The organism is Idiomarina ramblicola (genome assembly GCF_003987255.1).
Classification (GTDB): domain Bacteria; phylum Pseudomonadota; class Gammaproteobacteria; order Enterobacterales; family Alteromonadaceae; genus Idiomarina; species Idiomarina ramblicola.
The window spans coordinates 139,011-157,884 of record NZ_PIQC01000004.1 but is presented as its reverse complement, the minus strand read 5'-3'; the positions used below and the strand labels follow the sequence as shown (position 1 = coordinate 157,884).

At 48.0% G+C, this 18,874-nt stretch carries 21 protein-coding genes; 11 read left to right on the top strand and 10 right to left on the bottom strand.

The features are described 5' to 3' along the window. Positions 1–10 precede the first annotated feature (10 nt). The 10 genes from CWI78_RS06360 (at position 11) to CWI78_RS06315 (ending at position 10,265) form a co-directional block, all read left to right on the top strand. Positions 11–1,246 carry an NAD(P)/FAD-dependent oxidoreductase gene (locus tag CWI78_RS06360; RefSeq protein ID WP_126781352.1) on the top strand — a complete coding sequence of 412 codons (1,236 nt, stop codon included), beginning with the start codon at positions 11–13 and terminating at the stop codon, positions 1,244–1,246. Continuing rightward, on the top strand, positions 1,237–1,830 hold the full coding sequence (locus tag CWI78_RS06355) for a DUF3261 domain-containing protein (protein ID WP_126781350.1): 594 nt from the start codon (positions 1,237–1,239) through the stop codon (positions 1,828–1,830). The genes CWI78_RS06360 and CWI78_RS06355 overlap by 10 nt, the downstream gene beginning before the upstream one ends. Then, positions 1,811–3,016 (top strand): beta-ketoacyl-ACP synthase, encoded by a 1,206-nt coding sequence (locus tag CWI78_RS06350; RefSeq protein ID WP_126781348.1) that lies wholly within the window; start codon positions 1,811–1,813, stop codon positions 3,014–3,016. Before CWI78_RS06355 ends, CWI78_RS06350 begins: the two co-directional genes overlap by 20 nt. Beyond that, entirely contained in the window at positions 3,006–3,461 is a 456-nt protein-coding gene (locus CWI78_RS06345; RefSeq protein WP_126781346.1) for a hotdog family protein, read from the top strand. Before CWI78_RS06350 ends, CWI78_RS06345 begins: the two co-directional genes overlap by 11 nt. Before the next feature lie 4 nt (positions 3,462–3,465). After that, positions 3,466–4,194: a 3-oxoacyl-ACP reductase FabG gene (gene fabG, locus CWI78_RS06340; RefSeq protein WP_126781703.1), complete on the top strand. Its 729-nt coding sequence runs from the start codon at positions 3,466–3,468 to the stop codon at positions 4,192–4,194. Then, on the top strand, positions 4,194–5,432 hold the full coding sequence (locus tag CWI78_RS06335) for a beta-ketoacyl-ACP synthase (protein WP_126781344.1): 1,239 nt from the start codon (positions 4,194–4,196) through the stop codon (positions 5,430–5,432). The genes fabG and CWI78_RS06335 overlap by 1 nt, the downstream gene beginning before the upstream one ends. Before the next feature lie 16 nt (positions 5,433–5,448). Continuing rightward, positions 5,449–5,886: an excinuclease ABC subunit A gene (locus tag CWI78_RS06330; protein WP_126781342.1), complete on the top strand. Its 438-nt coding sequence runs from the start codon at positions 5,449–5,451 to the stop codon at positions 5,884–5,886. 11 nt (positions 5,887–5,897) lie between these two features. Further along, positions 5,898–8,036: a prolyl oligopeptidase family serine peptidase gene (locus tag CWI78_RS06325; protein WP_126781340.1), complete on the top strand. Its 2,139-nt coding sequence runs from the start codon at positions 5,898–5,900 to the stop codon at positions 8,034–8,036. Positions 8,037–8,155: 119 nt separating this feature from the next. Next, positions 8,156–9,070 (top strand): SPFH domain-containing protein, encoded by a 915-nt coding sequence (locus tag CWI78_RS06320; protein WP_126781338.1) that lies wholly within the window; start codon positions 8,156–8,158, stop codon positions 9,068–9,070. After that, a complete protein-coding gene (locus tag CWI78_RS06315) occupies positions 9,063–10,265 on the top strand; it encodes an EAL and HDOD domain-containing protein (RefSeq protein ID WP_126781336.1) in 1,203 nt (400 codons plus the stop codon). The genes CWI78_RS06320 and CWI78_RS06315 overlap by 8 nt, the downstream gene beginning before the upstream one ends. Here the strand turns inward: CWI78_RS06315 and CWI78_RS06310 are convergent. From CWI78_RS06310 to sufB, 7 genes are read right to left on the bottom strand one after another with little or no spacing between them, the layout of a single operon-like run. After that, positions 10,262–10,675 carry a SufE family protein gene (locus tag CWI78_RS06310; RefSeq protein WP_126781334.1) on the bottom strand — a complete coding sequence of 138 codons (414 nt, stop codon included), beginning with the start codon at positions 10,673–10,675 and terminating at the stop codon, positions 10,262–10,264. The two genes, CWI78_RS06315 and CWI78_RS06310, sit on opposite strands and share 4 nt — an antisense overlap. Before the next feature lie 38 nt (positions 10,676–10,713). Next, positions 10,714–11,247: a putative Fe-S cluster assembly protein SufT gene (sufT, locus tag CWI78_RS06305; RefSeq protein WP_126781332.1), complete on the bottom strand. Its 534-nt coding sequence runs from the start codon at positions 11,245–11,247 to the stop codon at positions 10,714–10,716. Positions 11,248–11,261: 14 nt separating this feature from the next. Continuing rightward, positions 11,262–11,618 (bottom strand): HesB/IscA family protein, encoded by a 357-nt coding sequence (locus tag CWI78_RS06300; protein ID WP_126781330.1) that lies wholly within the window; start codon positions 11,616–11,618, stop codon positions 11,262–11,264. Positions 11,619–11,634: 16 nt separating this feature from the next. Next, the gene (locus tag CWI78_RS06295) at positions 11,635–12,852 is read right to left on the bottom strand and encodes an aminotransferase class V-fold PLP-dependent enzyme (RefSeq protein WP_126781328.1); all 1,218 of its coding nucleotides are present in this window, start codon (positions 12,850–12,852) and stop codon (positions 11,635–11,637) included. Beyond that, positions 12,849–14,099 carry a Fe-S cluster assembly protein SufD gene (gene sufD / locus CWI78_RS06290; RefSeq protein WP_126781326.1) on the bottom strand — a complete coding sequence of 417 codons (1,251 nt, stop codon included), beginning with the start codon at positions 14,097–14,099 and terminating at the stop codon, positions 12,849–12,851. The genes CWI78_RS06295 and sufD overlap by 4 nt, the downstream gene beginning before the upstream one ends. Beyond that, entirely contained in the window at positions 14,096–14,860 is a 765-nt protein-coding gene (gene sufC, locus CWI78_RS06285) for a Fe-S cluster assembly ATPase SufC (RefSeq protein WP_126781323.1), read from the bottom strand. Before sufC ends, sufD begins: the two co-directional genes overlap by 4 nt. Positions 14,861–14,863: 3 nt before the next feature. Next, positions 14,864–16,300 carry a Fe-S cluster assembly protein SufB gene (gene sufB, locus CWI78_RS06280; RefSeq protein WP_126781321.1) on the bottom strand — a complete coding sequence of 479 codons (1,437 nt, stop codon included), beginning with the start codon at positions 16,298–16,300 and terminating at the stop codon, positions 14,864–14,866. Between the two features lie 351 nt (positions 16,301–16,651). Here sufB and CWI78_RS06275 point away from each other — a divergent pair, with 351 nt between their 5' ends. Next, entirely contained in the window at positions 16,652–17,299 is a 648-nt protein-coding gene (locus CWI78_RS06275) for a response regulator transcription factor (RefSeq protein ID WP_126781319.1), read from the top strand. Between the two features lie 7 nt (positions 17,300–17,306). On the opposite strand, the gene CWI78_RS06270 is transcribed toward CWI78_RS06275, so the two are convergent. Genes CWI78_RS06270 through CWI78_RS06260 form a run of 3 tightly spaced genes read right to left on the bottom strand, consistent with a single transcriptional unit; the run spans position 17,307 to position 18,847 of the window. Continuing rightward, positions 17,307–18,062, bottom strand: a complete 756-nt coding sequence (locus CWI78_RS06270) for a CsgG/HfaB family protein (RefSeq protein ID WP_126781318.1) — start codon at positions 18,060–18,062, stop codon at positions 17,307–17,309. Positions 18,063–18,074: 12 nt separating this feature from the next. After that, complete coding sequence (locus CWI78_RS06265; protein WP_126781316.1) at positions 18,075–18,458, bottom strand: curli assembly protein CsgF; 384 nt, start codon at positions 18,456–18,458, stop codon at positions 18,075–18,077. An 11-nt stretch (positions 18,459–18,469) separates the two neighbouring features. Beyond that, on the bottom strand, positions 18,470–18,847 hold the full coding sequence (locus CWI78_RS06260) for a curli production assembly/transport protein CsgE (protein WP_126781314.1): 378 nt from the start codon (positions 18,845–18,847) through the stop codon (positions 18,470–18,472). Between the last annotated feature and the right edge of the window lie 27 nt (positions 18,848–18,874).

The following is an 18,874-nucleotide window of genomic DNA, read 5'->3' as shown; positions in this document are numbered from 1 at the left end:
GGAAAGAATCATGCAGGAATCGGTTTATGATGTGGCAATTATTGGTGCAGGGCCCGCAGGGGCAACTGCTGCTGCTATGTTGGCAAAGGCCGGAAAGCGTGTGTTGGTGGTTGAGAAACAGGAGTTTCCGCGGTTTTCTATTGGCGAAAGCCTGCTACCCCAGTGCATGACCTTTCTTGAAGAAGCCGGGTTGCTGGACACGGTGCTGGAAAACGCCGGGCGGTTGGGGTTTCAGTACAAAGAAGGCGCGGCTTTTTATCATCAGGGTAACAAGGTTAACTTTGATTTCCGTAAAAAATACAGTGAAGGCCCAGGTACGACTTATCAGGTTAAACGAGAGCATTTTGACCAGCTACTGGCGCAGGGCGCAGCAGAGAAAGGCGCTGAAATCAGACACGGTGTTGAGCTGGAAGCCATTGATTTTAGTGACCCGGATGCGGTCAAATTGAGTTTATTCAGTGACGTTGGAGCGATGCAAGCAAAGGCCCGGTTTGTACTGGACGCCAGTGGTTTTGGCCGAGTATTACCGCGCTTGTTGTCGTTAGAGTCGCCGTCGGACTTTCCTGTGCGTCAGGCTGTTTTCTGTCATGTGAAATCTGAACTCACCGGCGGAGACTTCGACCGAACCAAAATTCTTATCACAGTGCACCCACAGAACCCTGAAATTTGGTACTGGCTCATTCCTTTTGCGGACGGTACTGCCAGTATTGGCGTTGTTGGTGCCAGTGAATATTTTTCAGAAAGCGACAACGAGAAAGAAGCGCTGTGGAAATTGGTGAGAGAAGAGCCTTATCTACTAGAAGTGTTAGGTGAATACGAGGTGATTCGTTCTGAACAACGCATTACCGGGTATTCAGCTAATGTTAACCGTTTATATGGTGACCGGTTTGCATTGCTCGGCAACGCGGGTGAATTTTTAGACCCAGTGTTCTCTTCGGGGGTGACCATTGCAATGCAGTCTTCATCGCTGGCGGTGCCGTTGGTGTTAAAAGAGCTGAATAACGAACCCCAGGACTGGCAGAAACACTACAGTGACCCTCTGCGTGTGGGTATCACAACCTTTCGCACTTTTGTAAAGGGTTGGTATGATACCCGCTTTCAGGATGTGATTTTTTACCCGGAGCAACAGCAGCAGGTGAAAGCGATGATTTGTTCGATTCTGGCGGGTTACGCGTGGGATACGAGTAACCCTTATGTTCGCGATAGCGAACGGCGACTCAAGGTATTGGCGGAGCTATGCGGCTAGTATCTCTTAAAAGCGCCTGCTCTTTACTTGTGATTGCGTTAATTGCTGGTTGTCAGTCGCTGAGTGGACACTCGGTTCAGGTGTCCGTGGCCGGTGGGAGTTACCAATTGCAGCATAGCTGGCCGGAAAAATCGGTGCAGCTATGGCAAAAAGTAGAGTGGCAAAAAGGGCAGCAGCAACGCACTTTTATGGTTTCGGCTGTTTTTGATAATGAGAAACTGTTGCTGGTTGCGTTGTCTCCACTTGGACATGAATTGTTCCGTAGCGAGCTTAATAAGGCAGACGGAGTGAGCTTTAAGGGCAGTGAAGCTTTTGACAATTCCCGCCTGGCATTGCAGGTGTGGGCAGATTTACAAATGGCGCTTTGGCCGCTCGATAGTGTGAACGCAAATTTAAACGGCGCGAGCTTACAGACCACCCAGACAAAACGTGAACTTTGGCATAACGATCAGTTGCTATGGTCATCGGCTAATGACGATGTCAGTCAGCAACGGGTTATTCAGAATAAATCCATGGGTTATCAATTGGTGATAACAACCCTAGAGTATGAGTTATTAGAAACCGATGACAGTGACACTGAGTGAACCGGGCGCAATTTGTGCGCCGGGCCACAATTGCGAGACCATTTGGCAGGCAGCGCTAACGGGCGAGCAGGCCGGTTTGAGGGCGTCTGCTTTCGTTACTAACGATGGCACCTCGCTATTTGCTGGGCAGGTAGCGGATGACAAACTGCCAACTATCGAAAGCCTGCCGCCGGCAATGCGAACCCGGAATAACCAGTTGGTTGCGGCGGCCTTACAGCAAATTAAAGAGCCACTGCAGGCGCTGATAAATAAGCTGGGGCCGGATAGGGTCGGTGTGATTCTGGGCACTAGTACCTCGGGCATCGCTTCGGGTGAAGAAGCGTTAGCACATGATGAAACAAAAGGTGGCCTGCCTGACTCGTTTTATTACGCAATGCAGGAAATGCTCGCACCGGCGGAATGTGTCGCTGAATTAATGGGCATTACCGGGCCGGTTTACAGTATTTCTACGGCCTGTTCATCCAGTGCCCGTGCCTTTATGAGTAGCCGGTCTTTATTGCGCTCAGGTACGGTCGATGCAGTGGTTGTTGGCGGTGTTGATTCTCTTTGTCAGCTGACCTTAAATGGTTTTAAAGCGCTGGAGTCGACGTCGACCGGGCGCTGTAATCCCTTTAGCGCGAATCGTGATGGCATTACTATTGGTGAAGCGGCCGGATTGTTCATAGCAACCCGCGAGGAAGACCGTCTGCAATCTGCTCAGGTGACCTTAACCGGCGCCTGTGCCACCTCAGACGCCCACCATATGTCAGCGCCCCACCCAGAGGGTCGGGGAGCCCTCGCGGCTATGCAGGGGGCGTTGTCAGATGCGGAGCTGAGTGCCGGACAACTTAGCTACATCAACCTGCATGGCACGGCGACACCACTGAACGACAAAATGGAAGCTTTTGCAGTAAATGAACTGGGTGCCGCGCAGGTTCCGGCCAGTTCAACAAAGGCGCTGACCGGGCACACCTTAGGTGCCGCTGGTGCTATTGAAGCGGTGTTCTGCTGGCTGGCGCTGACTCAACAAAACGGGTTGCCAAAGCATGCCTGGGACGGTATCAAAGATTCGGAAGTGGTCGATATCAATTTATACCAGGGCGCCCCATTGCAGCATCCTGTCGAGCATTGTCTGAGCAACTCCTTTGCCTTTGGCGGAAACAATGTGTCTCTCGTGTTTAGCAGAGGAAAGCAACATGGCGCATAATTTAGACGAGCTGATTAAGCACCAACCCCCCATGCGGCTGATTGATGAACTGTGCTGGGCCGAACCCGGCAAGGGGCAATGTCGGCTAACAGTCAGTAGCGATAACTTGTTTTACAGCGAATCTCTTCAGGGCTTGCCAGCGCATGTTGGCATTGAACTCATGGCACAAAGCATCGCTGCTGTTGCGGGTTACCAGCATAAAGCCGCAGGCGGTGAAATTAAGCTGGGCTTTCTACTGGGAAGCCGGAAATATCAATGCGATGTTGTTAGTTTCAAACAGGGCGAGCGATACGATGTGTTCGTTGAAGAGCTGCATGTTGAGTCGTCAGGGCTGAGTGTTTTTGAGTGTGACATTCGCCAGGGTGACAACGTAATCGCACAGGCTCGGCTGAATGTTTATCAGCCACCGGATGAAAACGCATTTATAGAGGAAAATTATGGTTGAAGGTATGGCTGAACGAGTACTTGTCACGGGTTCCGGTAAAGGAATTGGTCGGGCAATTGCGCTGCAACTGGCTAAAGATGGTTTTGATTTGGCCATTCATTGTCGCTCAGACAAAGCCTCGGCGGAACAGGTTGTAGAAGAAATTAAAGTACTGGGTCAACAGGCGTCTTTATTGGTGTTTGATGTCAGTGATCGCGAAGCTGCCCGACAGGCGATTGAACAGGATATTGCAGATAACGGCGCTTATTATGGTGCGGTGTGTAATGCCGGCATCACCCGCGATGGCGCTTTCCCTTCACTAACGGAAGATGACTGGGACAGCGTGCTGCAAACTAATCTGGGCGGCTTTTATAATGTACTGCATCCGTTAATTATGCCCATGATTCAACAGCGGCGGGGTGGCCGTGTGGTCACTATCGCCTCGGTTTCCGGTATTGCGGGTAATCGCGGGCAGGTTAACTATAGCGCTTCTAAGGGCGGGGTTATTGCAGCGACTAAAGCACTGTCGCTGGAGTTAGCCAAGCGCAAAATTACCGTTAATTGTGTGGCGCCTGGGCTTATCGAAACAGACATGACCGGTGAGCTAGAGCATGAGAAAGAAATTTTATCGATGATTCCCATGCGCCGTGCAGGTAAGCCGGAAGAAGTCGCGGGTTTGGTTGGCTATCTGTTTCAGCCGTCAGCTGCTTACATTACGCGCCAGGTTTTCTCGGTTAATGGTGGGTTAGTTTAATGAAACGTGTGGTCGTAACCGGTATGGGCTGTCTGACAGCTTTTGGTGACAATTGGTCAAGCTTTCGGAGTCGTCTGGAAAGCGGCAAAAATGCCGTAGTTAATATGCCCGGGTGGGAGCGCTTTGAAGGGCTGAACACCCGTTTGGCCGCACCGATTCAGCCAGCGTTTAAGAAACCCTCGCATTATTCCCGTAAAGCGGTGCGCTCTATGAGTGGTGTTAGTCTAATGGCGACAAGAGCGACCGAGTTGGCATTAACTGATGCTGGGTTATTAGAGCATCCTTGTATTAGCGATGGAAGTTGTGGTGTTGCTTATGGTTCTTCCACCGGTGATACCGAGCAGATGAAAATCTTCGGCAATATGCTGGAAAATGGCGGTATGACCGGCTTGAATGCAACCACTTATATCAAGAGTATGGCTCATACCACGGCGGTTAATCTGGGTGTGTTTTACGGTGTGAAAGGGCGGGTGCATACCACAAGTTCAGCCTGTACATCCGCTTCTCAAGGTTTGGGCTATGCCTATGAAGCCATTCGGTACGGCCATCAGAAAGTCATGATTGCCGGCGGTGCAGAAGCTTTGTGTCCTTCTGAGGCTGTGGTGTTTGATACCCTATACGCCACTAGCACCCGCAATGAAGCACCAGAGCAGACGCCCCGACCTTTTGATAAGAGTCGCGACGGCTTGGTGATTGGCGAAGGCGCCGGAACCTTTATTCTGGAAGAGCTGGATCACGCTCAGGAACGGGGGGCGACAATTTACGCCGAGCTGGTTGGCTTTGGTACTAATTCGGATGGTGCCCATGTTACTCAACCCACAGCAGATACCATGGCGGTGGCCATGCAATTGGCGCTGCAGCAAGCGGAGCTCAAGCCTGAACAGGTAGGTTATGTGAATGCGCACGGCACAGCGACCGATCGCGGTGATGTTGCTGAGTCCAATGCCACTGCAAACGTATTTAAACGTTTAGTGCCTATCAGTTCGTTGAAGAGCTATCTCGGACATACTTTGGGTGCCTGCGGCACTATTGAAGCCTGGGCAAGCATTCATATGATGCAGGAAAACTGGTTTGCGCCGACATTGAATCTGACCGATGTCGATGCGGAGTGCGGGGATCTTGATTACATTACCGGTCATGGACGAAAGCTCGAGACAGACTATGTTATGACCAATAATTTTGCTTTTGGTGGTATTAATACCTCATTAATTTTTAAACGTTGGAATAACTCAAAATAATATAAGGAAATAGAAAATGAAAAAACTGTTTGTTATTGCTGCTGTGTTATTGAGCTCATTGTTGTCTGTGCAGGCGGAAGCAAGAAATGATTTAGTCACGTTGGAACTGAAACCGGTCGTGGAGAGCAGTAAAGCCAAAGAAGCATTGCTCGATGTTCCGGTTTACTTTGCCGGCCAGTCACACCCTGAAGTGGCTCAGTCGATGGGGGTTATCACAACCAGTCGCAAAACCAATGCGGTCAATAAATCTGATCGTGAAGCCTGTGAATGGGTTTTGTTATCGGCATTAAAAGTGCTACAAGACAACGCACGTGATAACGGTTACGATGCGGTTATTAACATTAAATCAAATTATGAACATAATGAGTTCAGCAGTGCCGAGGAGTTTCAGTGCGGTGCTGGCTTTTTAATGGCAGGGGTAGCCTTAAAAGGCGAAGTGGTTAAATTCAAATAAGGATAATAACAATGAAATATCTACTGGGAGCCGTAGCCGTCAGCTTACTGACTGCCTGTTCACAAAATGTTGAAACGGAAAAAGAGGCGAATACGCAACCTATGTCGTATCCGGAAACGCGTAAAGGCGATGTGGTTGATACCTACTTTGGTAGCGAAGTGGCGGACCCTTATCGTTGGTTAGAAGACGACCGCAGTGAAGAAACGGAAAACTGGGTTAAAGCTCAGAATGAAGTGACTTTCGCACATCTGGAGTCGATTCCCTATCGCGAAAAAATTGAAACGCGTCTGACCGAACTGTGGAACTACGAGAAAATCAGCGCACCGTTTAAAGAGGGTGATTATACCTATTTCTACAAAAACGATGGCTTACAGAATCAGTACGTGGTGTACCGCCAAAAAGGTGATGAAGAGCCGGAAGTGTTCCTCGATCCTAATACCTTTAGTGAAGACGGCACAACATCGCTGGCACAGTTAGCGTTTTCTGATGATGGCTCGTTAGCGGCCTATTCGATCTCTGAAGGTGGTAGTGACTGGCGTAAAGTTATTGTCATTGATGCAGAAACTAAGGAGCAGCTCGAAGAGCCATTAGTCGATGTCAAATTCAGCGGTGTGTCCTGGGTAGGCAATGAAGGTTTCTACTATTCCAGCTACGACAAGCCAGAAGGCAGCGAGCTTTCAGCAAAAACCGACCAGCACAAGCTGTATTACCATGAGTTGGGTACCGAGCAGTCTGAAGACAAACTTGTCTTTGGCGGAACAGATGCTGAGAAACACCGTTATGTTGGCGGCTCGGTAACAGATGATGATCGCTACTTGCTCATTTCTGCTGCAAACTCTACGTCCGGCAACAAACTGTTTTTAAAGGACTTGACTGACGAAGACAGCGAGCTGGTGACAATTCTGGATCATACTGACTCTGATACCCGTGTATTGGACAACGATGGCTCAAAGCTTTACCTGGTTACTAACCTAGACGCACCAAACCAGCGCGTTGTGACCGTTGATGCCAGTAATCCAACACCTGAAAACTGGGAAAACTTTATTCCAGAAACGGAAAACGTGTTGAGCGTATCAACCGGTGCGGGCTATATCTTTGCAGAGTACATGGTCGATGCCGTAGCTAAGGTGAAACAATACGCTTATAACGGCGATATGGTTCGTGAAGTGCAGCTTCCGGGTGTGGGCAGTATTGGTGGCTTCTCAGCTAAAAAAGAAGTGGATGAGTTGTACTACACCTTTACCAACTACAGCACACCGTCAACGATTTATAAATTCGACCCGGATCAGGGCGGCTCTGAAGTTTATGCTGAATCCGGTGCTGATTTTGATTCTGCCAACTACGAATCAAAGCAGGTCTTTTATACTTCCAAAGATGGTACCGAAGTACCTATGATCATCACCTACAAAAAGGGAACAGAGCTGGATGGCTCTAACCCAACAATTTTGTACGGTTATGGTGGTTTTAATATTAGCCTGACACCTTCATTCAGTATTGCTAACGCAGCCTGGTTAGAAATGGGTGGTGTTTACGCTGTCGCTAACCTGCGTGGCGGTGGTGAATACGGTAAAGACTGGCATAAAGCGGGTACTAAACTGCAAAAACAAAACGTTTTTGACGACTTTATCGCAGCAGCTGAGTACCTGATTGATGAGAAATACACATCGTCTGAGCAACTGGCGGTTCGTGGAGGCTCTAATGGTGGCTTGCTAGTCGGCGCGGTTATGACTCAGCGGCCGGAACTCTTTGCCGTTGCATTGCCTGCAGTAGGTGTGCTGGATATGCTTCGCTATCACACCTTTACTGCTGGCGCTGGCTGGGCGTATGACTACGGTACTGCGAACGACAGCGAAGAAATGTTTGAGTACTTGCTGGGTTACTCGCCGGTTCATAACGTGGAAGAAGGCGTGGCTTATCCGGCAACGCTGATCACTACGGGTGACCATGATGACCGCGTAGTGCCTGCGCATTCATTTAAATTTGCTGCAGAGCTTCAGGACAAAGCAGGCGGTGAAAACCCTCAGCTTATCCGTATTGAAACCAATGCCGGGCATGGTGCTGGTACGCCAGTTTCAAAAACCATTGAACAGTATTCAGACATATTCGGTTTTACCCTTTATCACATGGGGTTTGAGCAACTTCCTGAATAGTTATCAATGAAAAGCAAGGCTCCGTTGCCGATGGCGGAGCCTTTGCCTCATGCTTTCATTTTTTTCATATCTTCCCTTAATCTTTTCCCTTATCATTCACGTAGAATGAGGATTCAATAATGACGAGCGATTTTAATATCATGTGGGTAGTTGGCGCACTGGCTGTCGTGTTACTGCTGATTGCTTCGGTGCGCATTGTTCCGCAGCAAAGCGTGTACTTGGTGGAATTGTTCGGTCGTTACCGCCGCATGTTGACGCCCGGCCTTAACTTTATCATCCCCCTGATTGAACAAGTTGCTCATAAGCAGTCAATGAGAACGCGTCAGCTGGATGTTGATGTTGAGACCAAAACAAACGATAACGTTTTTGTGGTTGTCAGAGTGTCTGTGCAGTACCGGGTGAGCAATGAAACGTCGGTTTATAACGCTTTTTACCAGTTGGAAAACCCCGAATGGCAAATGCAGTCCTATGTATTTGATACAGTGCGTGCACAAATTCCTAAACAAAACCTGGATGCGGTGTTCGATAATAAAGACTCTATTTCTAAAGATGTAAAAGAGCAGTTGCGAGATACCATGGAAGAATACGGGTTTGAAATTATTGCGTCGCTGGTGACGGACATTGACCCGGACCAGTCTGTTAAAGACTCAATGAACCAAATCAATGCAGCTGAACGAGAGCGTCGTGCGGCGGAACATAAAGCGGAAGCTGAAAAAATTATGTTGGTGAAACAAGCCGAAGCGGATAAAGAGTCTAAAATTTTGCAAGGTCAGGGTATTGCTGGTCAGCGTTTAGCTATAGCAGAAGGTTTACGTGATTCCATTGCCATGGTTACCGATCAAGCAAACGATATCACCTCCAGAGATGTCATTGATTTGCTGAAGTTCACGAATTACGTGGATGTACTGGGCTCTTTCGATACAGCCGCCAGTAAAGTGATTATGTTGCCACAGCCGACAGGCCAGTTGGACTCTTTATCGTCGGATATTCTAAGCGCAATGGAAGCGGCCAAAGACAGTAAAAAAGATGGCTGAAACTTTTCCGTTACTGGCTGCTCAGCCAATTTATGACAATAGAAATCGGTTTTATGCCGTAGAACTGCTTTATCGCAATGCGCTTAACTTAAGCGCGGAAACTGTTGGAGATACTGCCGCTACCAGTGAGGTTGTTTTTAACCTTTGTGCAGGTATAACTACGCAGACTGAACAGTATGACGCAACGGCGTTTATCAACGTTTCCAGTGAATTTCTAGTGTCTCAGAGCTTTCTTCCTATTGAGCCAGACAAAGTTGTTATTGAGCTGGTGGAGAGAATAAAGCCGACCCGGGCGGTCATTAATGCTGTGGCACGCTGGCACGAAAGAGGTTTCCGTTTTGCGTTGGATGATTTTGAATTCGACCCTGCCTGGGAGCCTCTGTTGAAATATGCGTCTTATATTAAAGTGGACGTATCGACTTTAACGCTGGCGCAGGCTCAATCCTTTAAACAAAAGCTTTCCGGATTCAAAGGCAAGTGGTTGGCTGAGCGGGTGGAAGATGAAGCGACCAAACAGGCTTATGAAGCTCTGGGGTTTGAGCTATTTCAGGGCTACTATTTTGCGAAACCAACCGTTGTTTACGGCACTCGGCTAGAGCCTTCCTCGTTGCAACTGGCAAAGGTACTATCACTTTGTTTTGAGAAAGAACCGGACTTAACCGAACTCTCTCAGGTTATTTCAGAAGACCCTAAGTTGTCGGTTAGCTTGCTTAAGATAGTAAACAGTCCTTTATACCCGACCGCGAGCCCTATAACACGGGTTAAAGACGTCATTATGCGGCTGGGTATTGAAAAATTAAGACGTTGGATAGCCCTGATTGGCTCGGTAACCGCCAGCAGTCCCGAGGCTTCCCGCATGGTCTTAGTGAGGGCGCAGATGTGTTATGAGCTGGCTAAACGACAAAATTCGGCGGATATCGATCCGGACCAATGCTATTTTGTTGGGTTACTATCGGGCGTCGATATTATGCTCGGTGTTGATAAGGCGTGTTTCTTTGAAAAGTTACCGCTGTCCGAACAAACAAAAATGGCTGTTGATAGCTGTGCCGGGCCGATGGGCCAATGTTTACGTATTGCGCTAAAACTTGAGCAATTCGTGCAGATGAAACAGCAGCTCCATCAGGTCGATATGGGCCTGTTAACCAGTTACAGAACAGTGTCGGCTAATGTTCAGGATTTGTTTAATACCATTTAAGCCTGTCGGTGCTTTGCTAATTGCTGAATTTTTCCGACAATTGCACGTAAACCGTTACCGCGGGTCGGCGTAATATGATTTTCTAAGTCCAGTTGTGCAAAATAATGGTCGATATCAAACGCCAGAATTTGTTCAGGGGTTTTATTGTGGTAAGCCGCCATGACTAGGGTCAGCAGGCCTTGGACAATGACTGCGTCACTATCAACATGCAACAACAGTTTGCCGTCTTTTTCTTCACTGATAAGCCATACGTTGCTTTGGCAGCCCCGCACCAGATATTCATCTCTATGTTGGCTTTCCGGTAAGCCGGGCAGAGCTTTACCTAAATCAATGATGTACTGGTAACGTTGTTCCCAGTCGTCTAAAAACTCTAAGTCATCAATGATTTCATCTGTACTGGGTAAATTCATGCTGACCAACAACCTCTGTTTAAAGGTGAAACAAATACTTAAAAGAAAACACCGGCTTCAAGCTGAGCTTCTTCGCTCATCATATCCCGTGACCAGGGTGGGTCAAAAACCAAATCAACCTTTACGTCTTGAACGTGTGGCACCAAAGAAACGCGGTATTCGACATCACCCACTAATACCGGACCCATACCGCAGCCTGGTGCGGTTAGCGTCATATCGATAGTAACGGTGGCAGCGTCCCGGTCCACAACGACTTTATAAATAAGGCCAAGGGAGACTAAGTTAATTGGAATTTCCGGGTCGTAAATGGTTTCCAGCGCTTCCCACACCTGAGCTTCCGAGATTTTGTCATCTGCAGGAGGCTCAAAGTCGAGCTTCTCTGGCTTACGACCAATAGCATCCGCGTCTGTACCGTCAATACGCAGCATATTGCCCTGAAAGGTGACGGTATAGTTACCGCCTAAATCCTGAGTAATATTAACAAACTCACCTTTAGGGATAACTTTAGGTTCACCCGTTGGCACTTGGCGTGCTTTCACCTCTCGGGTGGTGGACACCATTTTCTGCTGCATAATCTAAACTTCCGTTACTGAACGTTGAAGCTTTCGCCACAACCACATTCGTTGACGACATTCGGGTTATTGAATTTAACCACGCCGTTAATGCCTTCTTTTACGTAATCAATTTCGGTATTACGCACCAGCTCGAGTGCATTAGAGGCAATCGCGACTGTCAGGTTGTCATTAATGTCGACGACTTCATCACCGCTTTCCAGCGCATCGACCGAATTAAGTACATAGGCATAACCGGTGCAGCCACTCTGCTTGGTGGACAGTCGAATGAACTTACCTGGCTCGTCTTTTAAGCGCGACTCGAAATAACGCACGGCGCTTTCTGTCATCGAAATTAACGACGATGATGGTACAAATGTTTCTACAGACATGAGTCTCCTCCTGCCATCAGGCTAGCATTAGACGAGCTTTTTTGATGCCTTCAAACAGCATTTCAACCTCGTCTAGCGTATTGTAAATGGAAAACGATGCGCGCGCAGTGCCCGGCACGTTCAGGCGTTTCATTAATGGCTGAGCACAGTGATCACCAGTGCGAATAGCGATGCCTTGTTTATCCAGCAAAAAGCCAATATCGGCTGGATGTGCACCGTCTATAATAAAGCTTAGCACGCCAATTTTCTTTTCGGCTTGCCCAACAATGGTTAAGCCATCGGTTTGCTCAGCTAATTGTGTCGCTCGCGCCAATAAAGCGGTTTCGTGAGCCAGGATATCGGCAGCATCATATTGTTGCAGCCAGTTAATGGCTGCCGCCAGGCCAATAGCACCGGCGATATTCGGTGTGCCGGCTTCTAATCGGTTTGGCAATTCACCCCAAGTGGCATCTTGGTAGCTAACGGTTGCGATCATTTCACCGCCAACTAACCATATCGGCCAGTCCTTTAAAACTTCATAACAGCCCCAGAGTACACCAATACCGGTAGGCCCAAAGACTTTGTGTCCGGAAAAGGCGTAAAAGTCACAGCCAATATCCTGCACGTCAATCGCACCATGCGCGACACCTTGTGCACCATCAATCATCACCAGAGCGTCCTTCGCCTTGGCGGCGGCGGTGAGCTCTTTAATTGGGTTAATGGTGCCCAGCGCATTTGAAATATGCGGCATTGAAACAAAAGCCGTATTCTCACTCAGCAGAGCATGAAACTGATCGGTATTGAGTGAGCCGTCTTCGTTAATGGGGACGACTTTCAACGTTGCGCCTGAGCGTTTACAAGCCTGCTGCCAAGTCACCAAGTTAGCGTGATGCTCCATCTCGGTTACCAGGACTTCCTCACCGGCTTTTAGTCGCTGGGCAACGCCGTTAGCCACCAAATTAATGCCTTCCGTTGTGCCACTAGTCCAGATCACCTCTTCCTGACGGCTGGCGTTTATATATTCAGCAACGGTTTTCCGCGCTGCTTCATAACGCCGGGTCGCTTCATCGGACAGGTAATGAGCGCCGCGGTGAACATTGGCATTGCACTGAGTATAGTAATCCGTCAGCGCATTAATGACCGCCTGCGGCTTCTGAGTGGTTGCCGCGTTGTCCAGATAAACTAAAGGTTTACCGTGAACCTGACGGTGCAGTATCGGGAACTGCTCACGAATTTGTGCAACGTTCAGGCTCATTGCTGCTCCATCATACTTTCAAATCGCGTTTTCAATATGGGTTGTAACCAGTCAGCCAAGGCTTTATTTGGCATCTGGAACACCATTTCCTGCACGAAGCCGAAGTTGAGCATCACCAACGCTTGCTGCCTGTCGATGCCGCGAGTCAGCATGTAATACAATGCCTCTTCGTCGATTTCAGCTACTGTTGCACCGTGAGCGCACTGCACATCGTCTGCGTAGATTTCCAGCTCAGGCTTGGTATTAATTTGAGCACCGCGGGTTAGCAACAAGTTACGGTTATTCAATTCTGCCAGTGTTTTTTGCGCATGGCGGTGAATATGAATACGTCCGTTGAATACGGCTTTTGCCCTGTCGCCAATAATGCCACGGGCGTTTTCTTCGGTGGTACCGTTGGGGGACGCATGCTCGATGGTGCTGTGCAGGTCAAAGTGCTGTCGTGGTGCCAGTAAATACACGTTGTTAAACTTGGCGAACGCATGCTCACCAGCGTGTTCAATGTCCACGTCCAGACGCGTTAATTGACTGCCATAGCCAATTAAGGTGCTGTTCATTTTGGCATGATCGTGCAGTTTGAAGTGGCTGCCACCAATATGAATGGCATCGCCTTCATGCAGAGCAAAGCGGTAGTGTTCTAAACTCGCTTTTTCGGCAATATCGTATTCAGCAAAAGCGGTGTTCAGACTATTACCTGAGCCACTACCGTGCTCTATAATGGTTGCCTGAGCGTTCTCACCCAAGCGTACCAATGTACGCTGATGAGACTCAATGCCGGCAGAAGCGAAATTAACAACACGAATCGGTTGTTCAACTTTTGCGCCAGCGGCAATATCAATAACAACACCTTGCTGTGCCAGAACGTCGTTTACCAGGCCGAACAAATGACGGTTGGGTTTTACTTGCGCAAAAATAGCTTCCGCAGGCTCACTTGGTGCCGTCAGTTCACTAATTGTCACGCCTGTTGGCAGCTTAAGTTTGCTGATGTCGGTACTCAGCTGACCGTCAACAAACACCAAATCCAGGCTGTTTAAGCCCTCAATCATTGGCGCTTCAGCGGTAGCACTACCTGTGGCTGTTTTCAGCTCTAGGTCAGCAACCGAATGCAATGAGGTATAACGCCAGGCTTCAGTGCGGCGTGTCGGCCATTGCTGTTGTTTTAGTGTGTCCAAGGCTTGTGCCCGGACCGGAGATAGCCAATCGTCAACGGTCGAGGCACGTTCTAAAACGTGGTTTAACCATTGACTCATGCATCAGCTCCTTCTGCTTCCGCTTCTGCTAACCAGGCATAACCCGAAGCTTCAACTTCTTTAGCCAGTTCAGGGCCACCACTTTTCACAATCTTGCCTTTAGACAGAATGTGAACGTAGTCTGGCTGAATGTAGTCCAGCAGGCGCTGATAATGCGTGACAACAATAAAGCTGCGCTCACCGTCGCGCTGGCTGTTGACGCCTTTTGCAACAACTTGCAGCGCGTCAACGTCAAGACCCGAATCGGACTCATCAAGAATGGCTATTTTGGGCTCCAGCATAATCAGCTGCATAATTTCGTTGCGCTTTTTCTCACCACCGGAAAAGCCTTCATTCACACCGCGCTTTAAGAAATCGAGCGGTAACTCAACCTGCTTACAAGCTTCTTTTGCTTTTTTCAAAAACTCTGCAGAGCTGAGAGTATTCTCGCCACGCGCTTCGCGTAGGGCGTTAACGGATTCTTTCATGAATTCCATGTTGCTCACACCGGGTATTTCAACCGGGTACTGGAATGCCAGGAATAATCCGGCTTGAGCGCGCTCTTCAACTTCCATGTCCAGCAAATCTTTACCGTCCATCTCAACGCTGCCGCTTTCAACTTCGTAGCCATCGCGGCCGGATAAAACGTAACCTAAAGTACTTTTACCGGCACCGTTAGGACCCATAATAGCGTGTACTTCGCCGGGTTTTATTTCTAGATTCAGGCCTTTTAAAATTGTTGTTTCTTCCACACGTGCGTGCAGATCTTTAATCGATAGCATGTTTTACCCCACTGAACCTTCAAGACTGATTTCAAGCAACTTACCGGCTTCCACCGCAAACTCCATTGGTAGCTCACGGAACACTTCTTTACAGAAGCCATTTACAATCATTGAGACTGCTTTTTCAGGGTCCAGGCCTCGTTGCCGACATAAGAATAATTGATCGTCACTCACCTTAGAGGTGGTGGCTTCGTGCTCAACAATCGCGGTTGGATTGCTGCTTTCAATATACGGGAATGTGTGTGCACCGCACTGGTCGCCAATGAGCAGCGAATCACATTCGGTAAAATTACGTGCGCCTTCGGCACCAGGGCCCATACGAACCAGGCCACGATAAGCGTTATTACTGCGGCCAGCGGAAATACCTTTGGAAATGATGGTTGACTTAGTGTTCTTACCTAAGTGAATCATTTTGGTGCCGGTATCGGCTTGTTGTCTGCCGCGGGTTAACGCAACTGAGTAGAATTCACCAACGCTGTTGTCGCCTTTAAGAATACAGCTTGGATATTTCCAGGTAACAGCCGAGCCTGTTTCTACCTGAGTCCAGGAAATTTTTGCGTTCTTCTCACACAGGCCGCGTTTAGTGACAAAGTTGTAGATACCGCCTTTGCCGTTTTCATCGCCCGGGTACCAGTTTTGCACCGTCGAGTATTTGATCTCTGCGTCATCCAGTGCAACCAGCTCAACCACGGCCGCGTGCAATTGGTTTTCGTCACGCTGTGGTGCGGTACAACCTTCCAGATAACTGACATGGCTGCCTTCTTCGGCAACAATTAAGGTCCGCTCAAACTGCCCGGTATTCTGTTCGTTTATACGGAAGTAAGTTGATAGTTCCATAGGGCAGCGAACGCCTTTTGGAATATAAACAAACGAGCCATCGGTGAAGACGGCGCTGTTCAGCGCCGCGAAGAAATTGTCGCCACGTGGCACTACGGTACCTAAGTATTTTTTAACTAAGTCAGGGTACTTGTGAAGGGCTTCAGAGATAGGGCAGAAGATCACGCCCGCTTCTTCCAGTTTCTCCCGGAAAGTAGTGACGACGGAAACTGAGTCGAAGACTGCATCGACGGCTACACCGGCCAGCATCTCCTGCTCGTGCAGAGGAATACCGAGTTTTTCATAGGTGCGCAGCAATTCAGGATCAACCTCATCTAACGACTTAGGTTTATCTTTCATGCTTTTCGGCGCTGAGTAGTATGAAATAGACTGGTAATCCACTTTGGGATAATCGACGTGTGCCCAGTCCGGCTCTTCCATTTTTAACCAGGTGCGATAAGCCTTTAGACGCCATTCTAACATCCATTCTGGTTCACCTTTAATGGCGGATAGACGGGCAATGACGTCTTCATCCAAGCCAATTGGAAAAGTCTCTGATTCTACTTCTGAAACGAAGCCTGCATCGTATTTACGCGCAAGCGCCTGATCAATCTGTTCACTCATGATTTACCCACTCTAAAAGCTGCGGATGGGAGTTTCGCCCGTTACTGGCTACTAGTATAAAATACCTGACTAAAACACTCAACTTTATCTGTTGACCGACATTATACGGGATCACAGACTTTTTGTCGCTTACTTCACCGACTGGCGCTAAGATCTTCCCGCTTTAGTACTTGTGGTTATACTTTGCTTGAAAGAGAACACTTGTTACATTTTGTTACATGTTCTAAGGTGCAAAAACTTTCCGTACAAAAATTGATCGTATATTATAAAGGGTCACATCGTTCGTTATAAAAATGTAATTTGAGTCGTAAGCGCAGTGGCGAAGGTGTGTTTCTAAGTTTAAGGGATGTTATGACGCGTTTTACTCAGTTAGCTTTAATTGAACATCAAAAGCGTACGCAAAACTTAGGGTTACTTGCAGAATCCCTAGAAATTCCGGTTGTCCACCGCACCTTCGCAGAACTTGTTGAAAAACAACCTGAGCAAGAAACGATGGTGGCCTACTCATTGGGCTCAGACCAACTCTCCCGTTCAAGTACGACGAATGAAATTGCTGCATTAACCCGAAACTACCCATTATTTCTAGTTAATGCGAAACATGATGCCATTCGTCCAAACCAAGCACTCAATTTGGGGGCAAGAGGCATTATTTATGAAAACGATCACTTAGACAGGGTGTTAACGGCTATCAAAGTGATTAGCCAGGGCGAACTCTATTACCCTAGATCGCTTCTTTCCGACAAAATTGAAGAAATGATGCTGCGGCGTCAAGCTGGTGATGATTCTTTTACAACAGCATCTCTTATTAATTCGCTAACTCCGCAGGAATTAAAAGTGATTGAGCTGGTAGCTACTGGCGCACGCAATAAGGAAATCGCGGAACAGCTAAATATCAGCGCGCATACCGTAAAAACCCACTTGTCATCTATTTTTCGAAAGACGGGAGCGCGTAACCGGGTTGAATTGCTCAAATGGTCCAGTTACGCAGCTTCGGTTTAATACACAATTAACTCTCTGACCGCCAATAACCCATTTCCTGCCCTTTCTCAATAAGTTCAACCAATGCTTTTTCCATAGCATGCTTCACAGATAACTGCACAGGCTCGTTGGTTGAATAGCCGCCCTCAAATTCGGCTAAGCGGTTGAGGGATACATACCGGAATAATCCCGCTCTTAACTCTTGAGAAAACACCTTTTTACTCGCCGAAACAGAGACCAGGACTTGGCCGCTGTATACGTCGACAGCACGAAGATAAACCGATACCTGGTCTTCCCGATAGAGCTCCGATGCGCCGATACCAAAGTATTCGGCGCCGATGCCCCCAGTACTCACATTGGTGTCATAGCTAATAATACCGCCTTCTAGTAAAAGTCGCGCTTCGCTCAAGGCCGGAAGCTCGTTTTTCTTACTGGAATTATGAATTTTTCGCTCAGTTAACAAGTTTTGCAGGTTTTCTCGTTCCATTGGAAGAAACCAGCCAGACTCGAGCAACATTTGTGTCAGCATGGAGGTTGCTCCTTGCGTCACGGCCGTTGAGAAGCTCGAAACATTGGCTTGTGGTTTATATTGACCTGTTTGGTCACGAAAAGCGTAAACCGAGACCGGGATACGAGTTTTAGGTAACGGACTTTGCTTCAATGCGACCATCATTGAACTGGGCGCATCAATTTCAGCCGGTTGCACATTAATGTCTGTTGGCTTAGGCATTAGGGCACAGCCACTCATTAGCAAGGAGGCAATAATAGGAATAATTTTACGCATGTGATTCCCCGCTTATATTGACGGCATGGTGATAACGGTTTGTTCACCAGTTCCGTTGTGAGTGATATAAACGATAACGCTGCCATCTGGCTGACCGACAACCTCAACGGTGTATTCGCCGGTGTCATATAGGCCTTCAACGATTTCACCATCTGCAATGCGGCGAGTGAGTGAGTTGATGATATTACGCTCCAGTGCCTCTCGGAATCTATCGACAAAGGATCTGTCGGAGTCGGGCGCGGTATGCGCATTCTGGCTTTGTGCTTTCTGCAATAGGAAACTTCCGTTCATTGGGTTTCCGCCAAAGCTCGGATTAATGGGTTGATAGACAATTTCAGTTGCTGCGGTATTGGCCGCGATTAAAAAGCAACTTATGAAGAGCCAACGTAATTTCATAGTTTTTGCCTTTAAAAATGATTATCTTGCGGCGTATCAAATACGGAGTCGGCTTTTACACGTGCGACTTCGTTAATACTAATAAGAATGGCTTGCTCGGCCATTTTCTTAACGTCGTTTTGCCGTCGTCCAAAATAGGTTTCGAAAATCTTTGTTTGCTCCATTTCCACCCATAAATAGGTGCCAGCTTGCGGATAAACCTGCTCATGGATAACGACCGTAATTCCATTGGTTGAGGGGATGTCACGCCAATAACTGGTGTAATAAAAGAAGAAATCTTTACCGAAACGCGAAATGGTTCTGTCCAGCACCATGCCGCCAAGCTCAATTTCATCAGCCTGACTTATTGGAGAGCACAACAGAACGAGTAGAATGAGTTTTTTTAGCATAAATACTAAGAAAGCGGCTGCACTATG

Excerpts from the sequence above, each read along its gene's own strand:
- CWI78_RS06360 (WP_126781352.1), top strand. The coding sequence starts at position 11 with ATGCAGGAATCGGTTTATGATGTGGCAATTATTGGTGCAGGGCCCGCA.
- CWI78_RS06355 (WP_126781350.1), top strand. The coding sequence starts at position 1,237 with ATGCGGCTAGTATCTCTTAAAAGCGCCTGCTCTTTACTTGTGATTGCG.
- CWI78_RS06350 (WP_126781348.1), top strand. The coding sequence starts at position 1,811 with ATGACAGTGACACTGAGTGAACCGGGCGCAATTTGTGCGCCGGGCCAC.
- CWI78_RS06345 (WP_126781346.1), top strand. The coding sequence starts at position 3,006 with ATGGCGCATAATTTAGACGAGCTGATTAAGCACCAACCCCCCATGCGG.
- fabG (WP_126781703.1), top strand. The coding sequence starts at position 3,466 with ATGGCTGAACGAGTACTTGTCACGGGTTCCGGTAAAGGAATTGGTCGG.
- CWI78_RS06335 (WP_126781344.1), top strand. The coding sequence starts at position 4,194 with ATGAAACGTGTGGTCGTAACCGGTATGGGCTGTCTGACAGCTTTTGGT.
- CWI78_RS06330 (WP_126781342.1), top strand. The coding sequence starts at position 5,449 with ATGAAAAAACTGTTTGTTATTGCTGCTGTGTTATTGAGCTCATTGTTG.
- CWI78_RS06325 (WP_126781340.1), top strand. The coding sequence starts at position 5,898 with ATGAAATATCTACTGGGAGCCGTAGCCGTCAGCTTACTGACTGCCTGT.
- CWI78_RS06320 (WP_126781338.1), top strand. The coding sequence starts at position 8,156 with ATGACGAGCGATTTTAATATCATGTGGGTAGTTGGCGCACTGGCTGTC.
- CWI78_RS06315 (WP_126781336.1), top strand. The coding sequence starts at position 9,063 with ATGGCTGAAACTTTTCCGTTACTGGCTGCTCAGCCAATTTATGACAAT.
- CWI78_RS06310 (WP_126781334.1), bottom strand. The coding sequence starts at position 10,675 with ATGAATTTACCCAGTACAGATGAAATCATTGATGACTTAGAGTTTTTA.
- sufT (WP_126781332.1), bottom strand. The coding sequence starts at position 11,247 with ATGCAGCAGAAAATGGTGTCCACCACCCGAGAGGTGAAAGCACGCCAA.
- CWI78_RS06300 (WP_126781330.1), bottom strand. The coding sequence starts at position 11,618 with ATGTCTGTAGAAACATTTGTACCATCATCGTCGTTAATTTCGATGACA.
- CWI78_RS06295 (WP_126781328.1), bottom strand. The coding sequence starts at position 12,852 with ATGAGCCTGAACGTTGCACAAATTCGTGAGCAGTTCCCGATACTGCAC.
- sufD (WP_126781326.1), bottom strand. The coding sequence starts at position 14,099 with ATGAGTCAATGGTTAAACCACGTTTTAGAACGTGCCTCGACCGTTGAC.
- sufC (WP_126781323.1), bottom strand. The coding sequence starts at position 14,860 with ATGCTATCGATTAAAGATCTGCACGCACGTGTGGAAGAAACAACAATT.
- sufB (WP_126781321.1), bottom strand. The coding sequence starts at position 16,300 with ATGAGTGAACAGATTGATCAGGCGCTTGCGCGTAAATACGATGCAGGC.
- CWI78_RS06275 (WP_126781319.1), top strand. The coding sequence starts at position 16,652 with ATGACGCGTTTTACTCAGTTAGCTTTAATTGAACATCAAAAGCGTACG.
- CWI78_RS06270 (WP_126781318.1), bottom strand. The coding sequence starts at position 18,062 with ATGCGTAAAATTATTCCTATTATTGCCTCCTTGCTAATGAGTGGCTGT.
- CWI78_RS06265 (WP_126781316.1), bottom strand. The coding sequence starts at position 18,458 with ATGAAATTACGTTGGCTCTTCATAAGTTGCTTTTTAATCGCGGCCAAT.
- CWI78_RS06260 (WP_126781314.1), bottom strand. The coding sequence starts at position 18,847 with ATGCTAAAAAAACTCATTCTACTCGTTCTGTTGTGCTCTCCAATAAGT.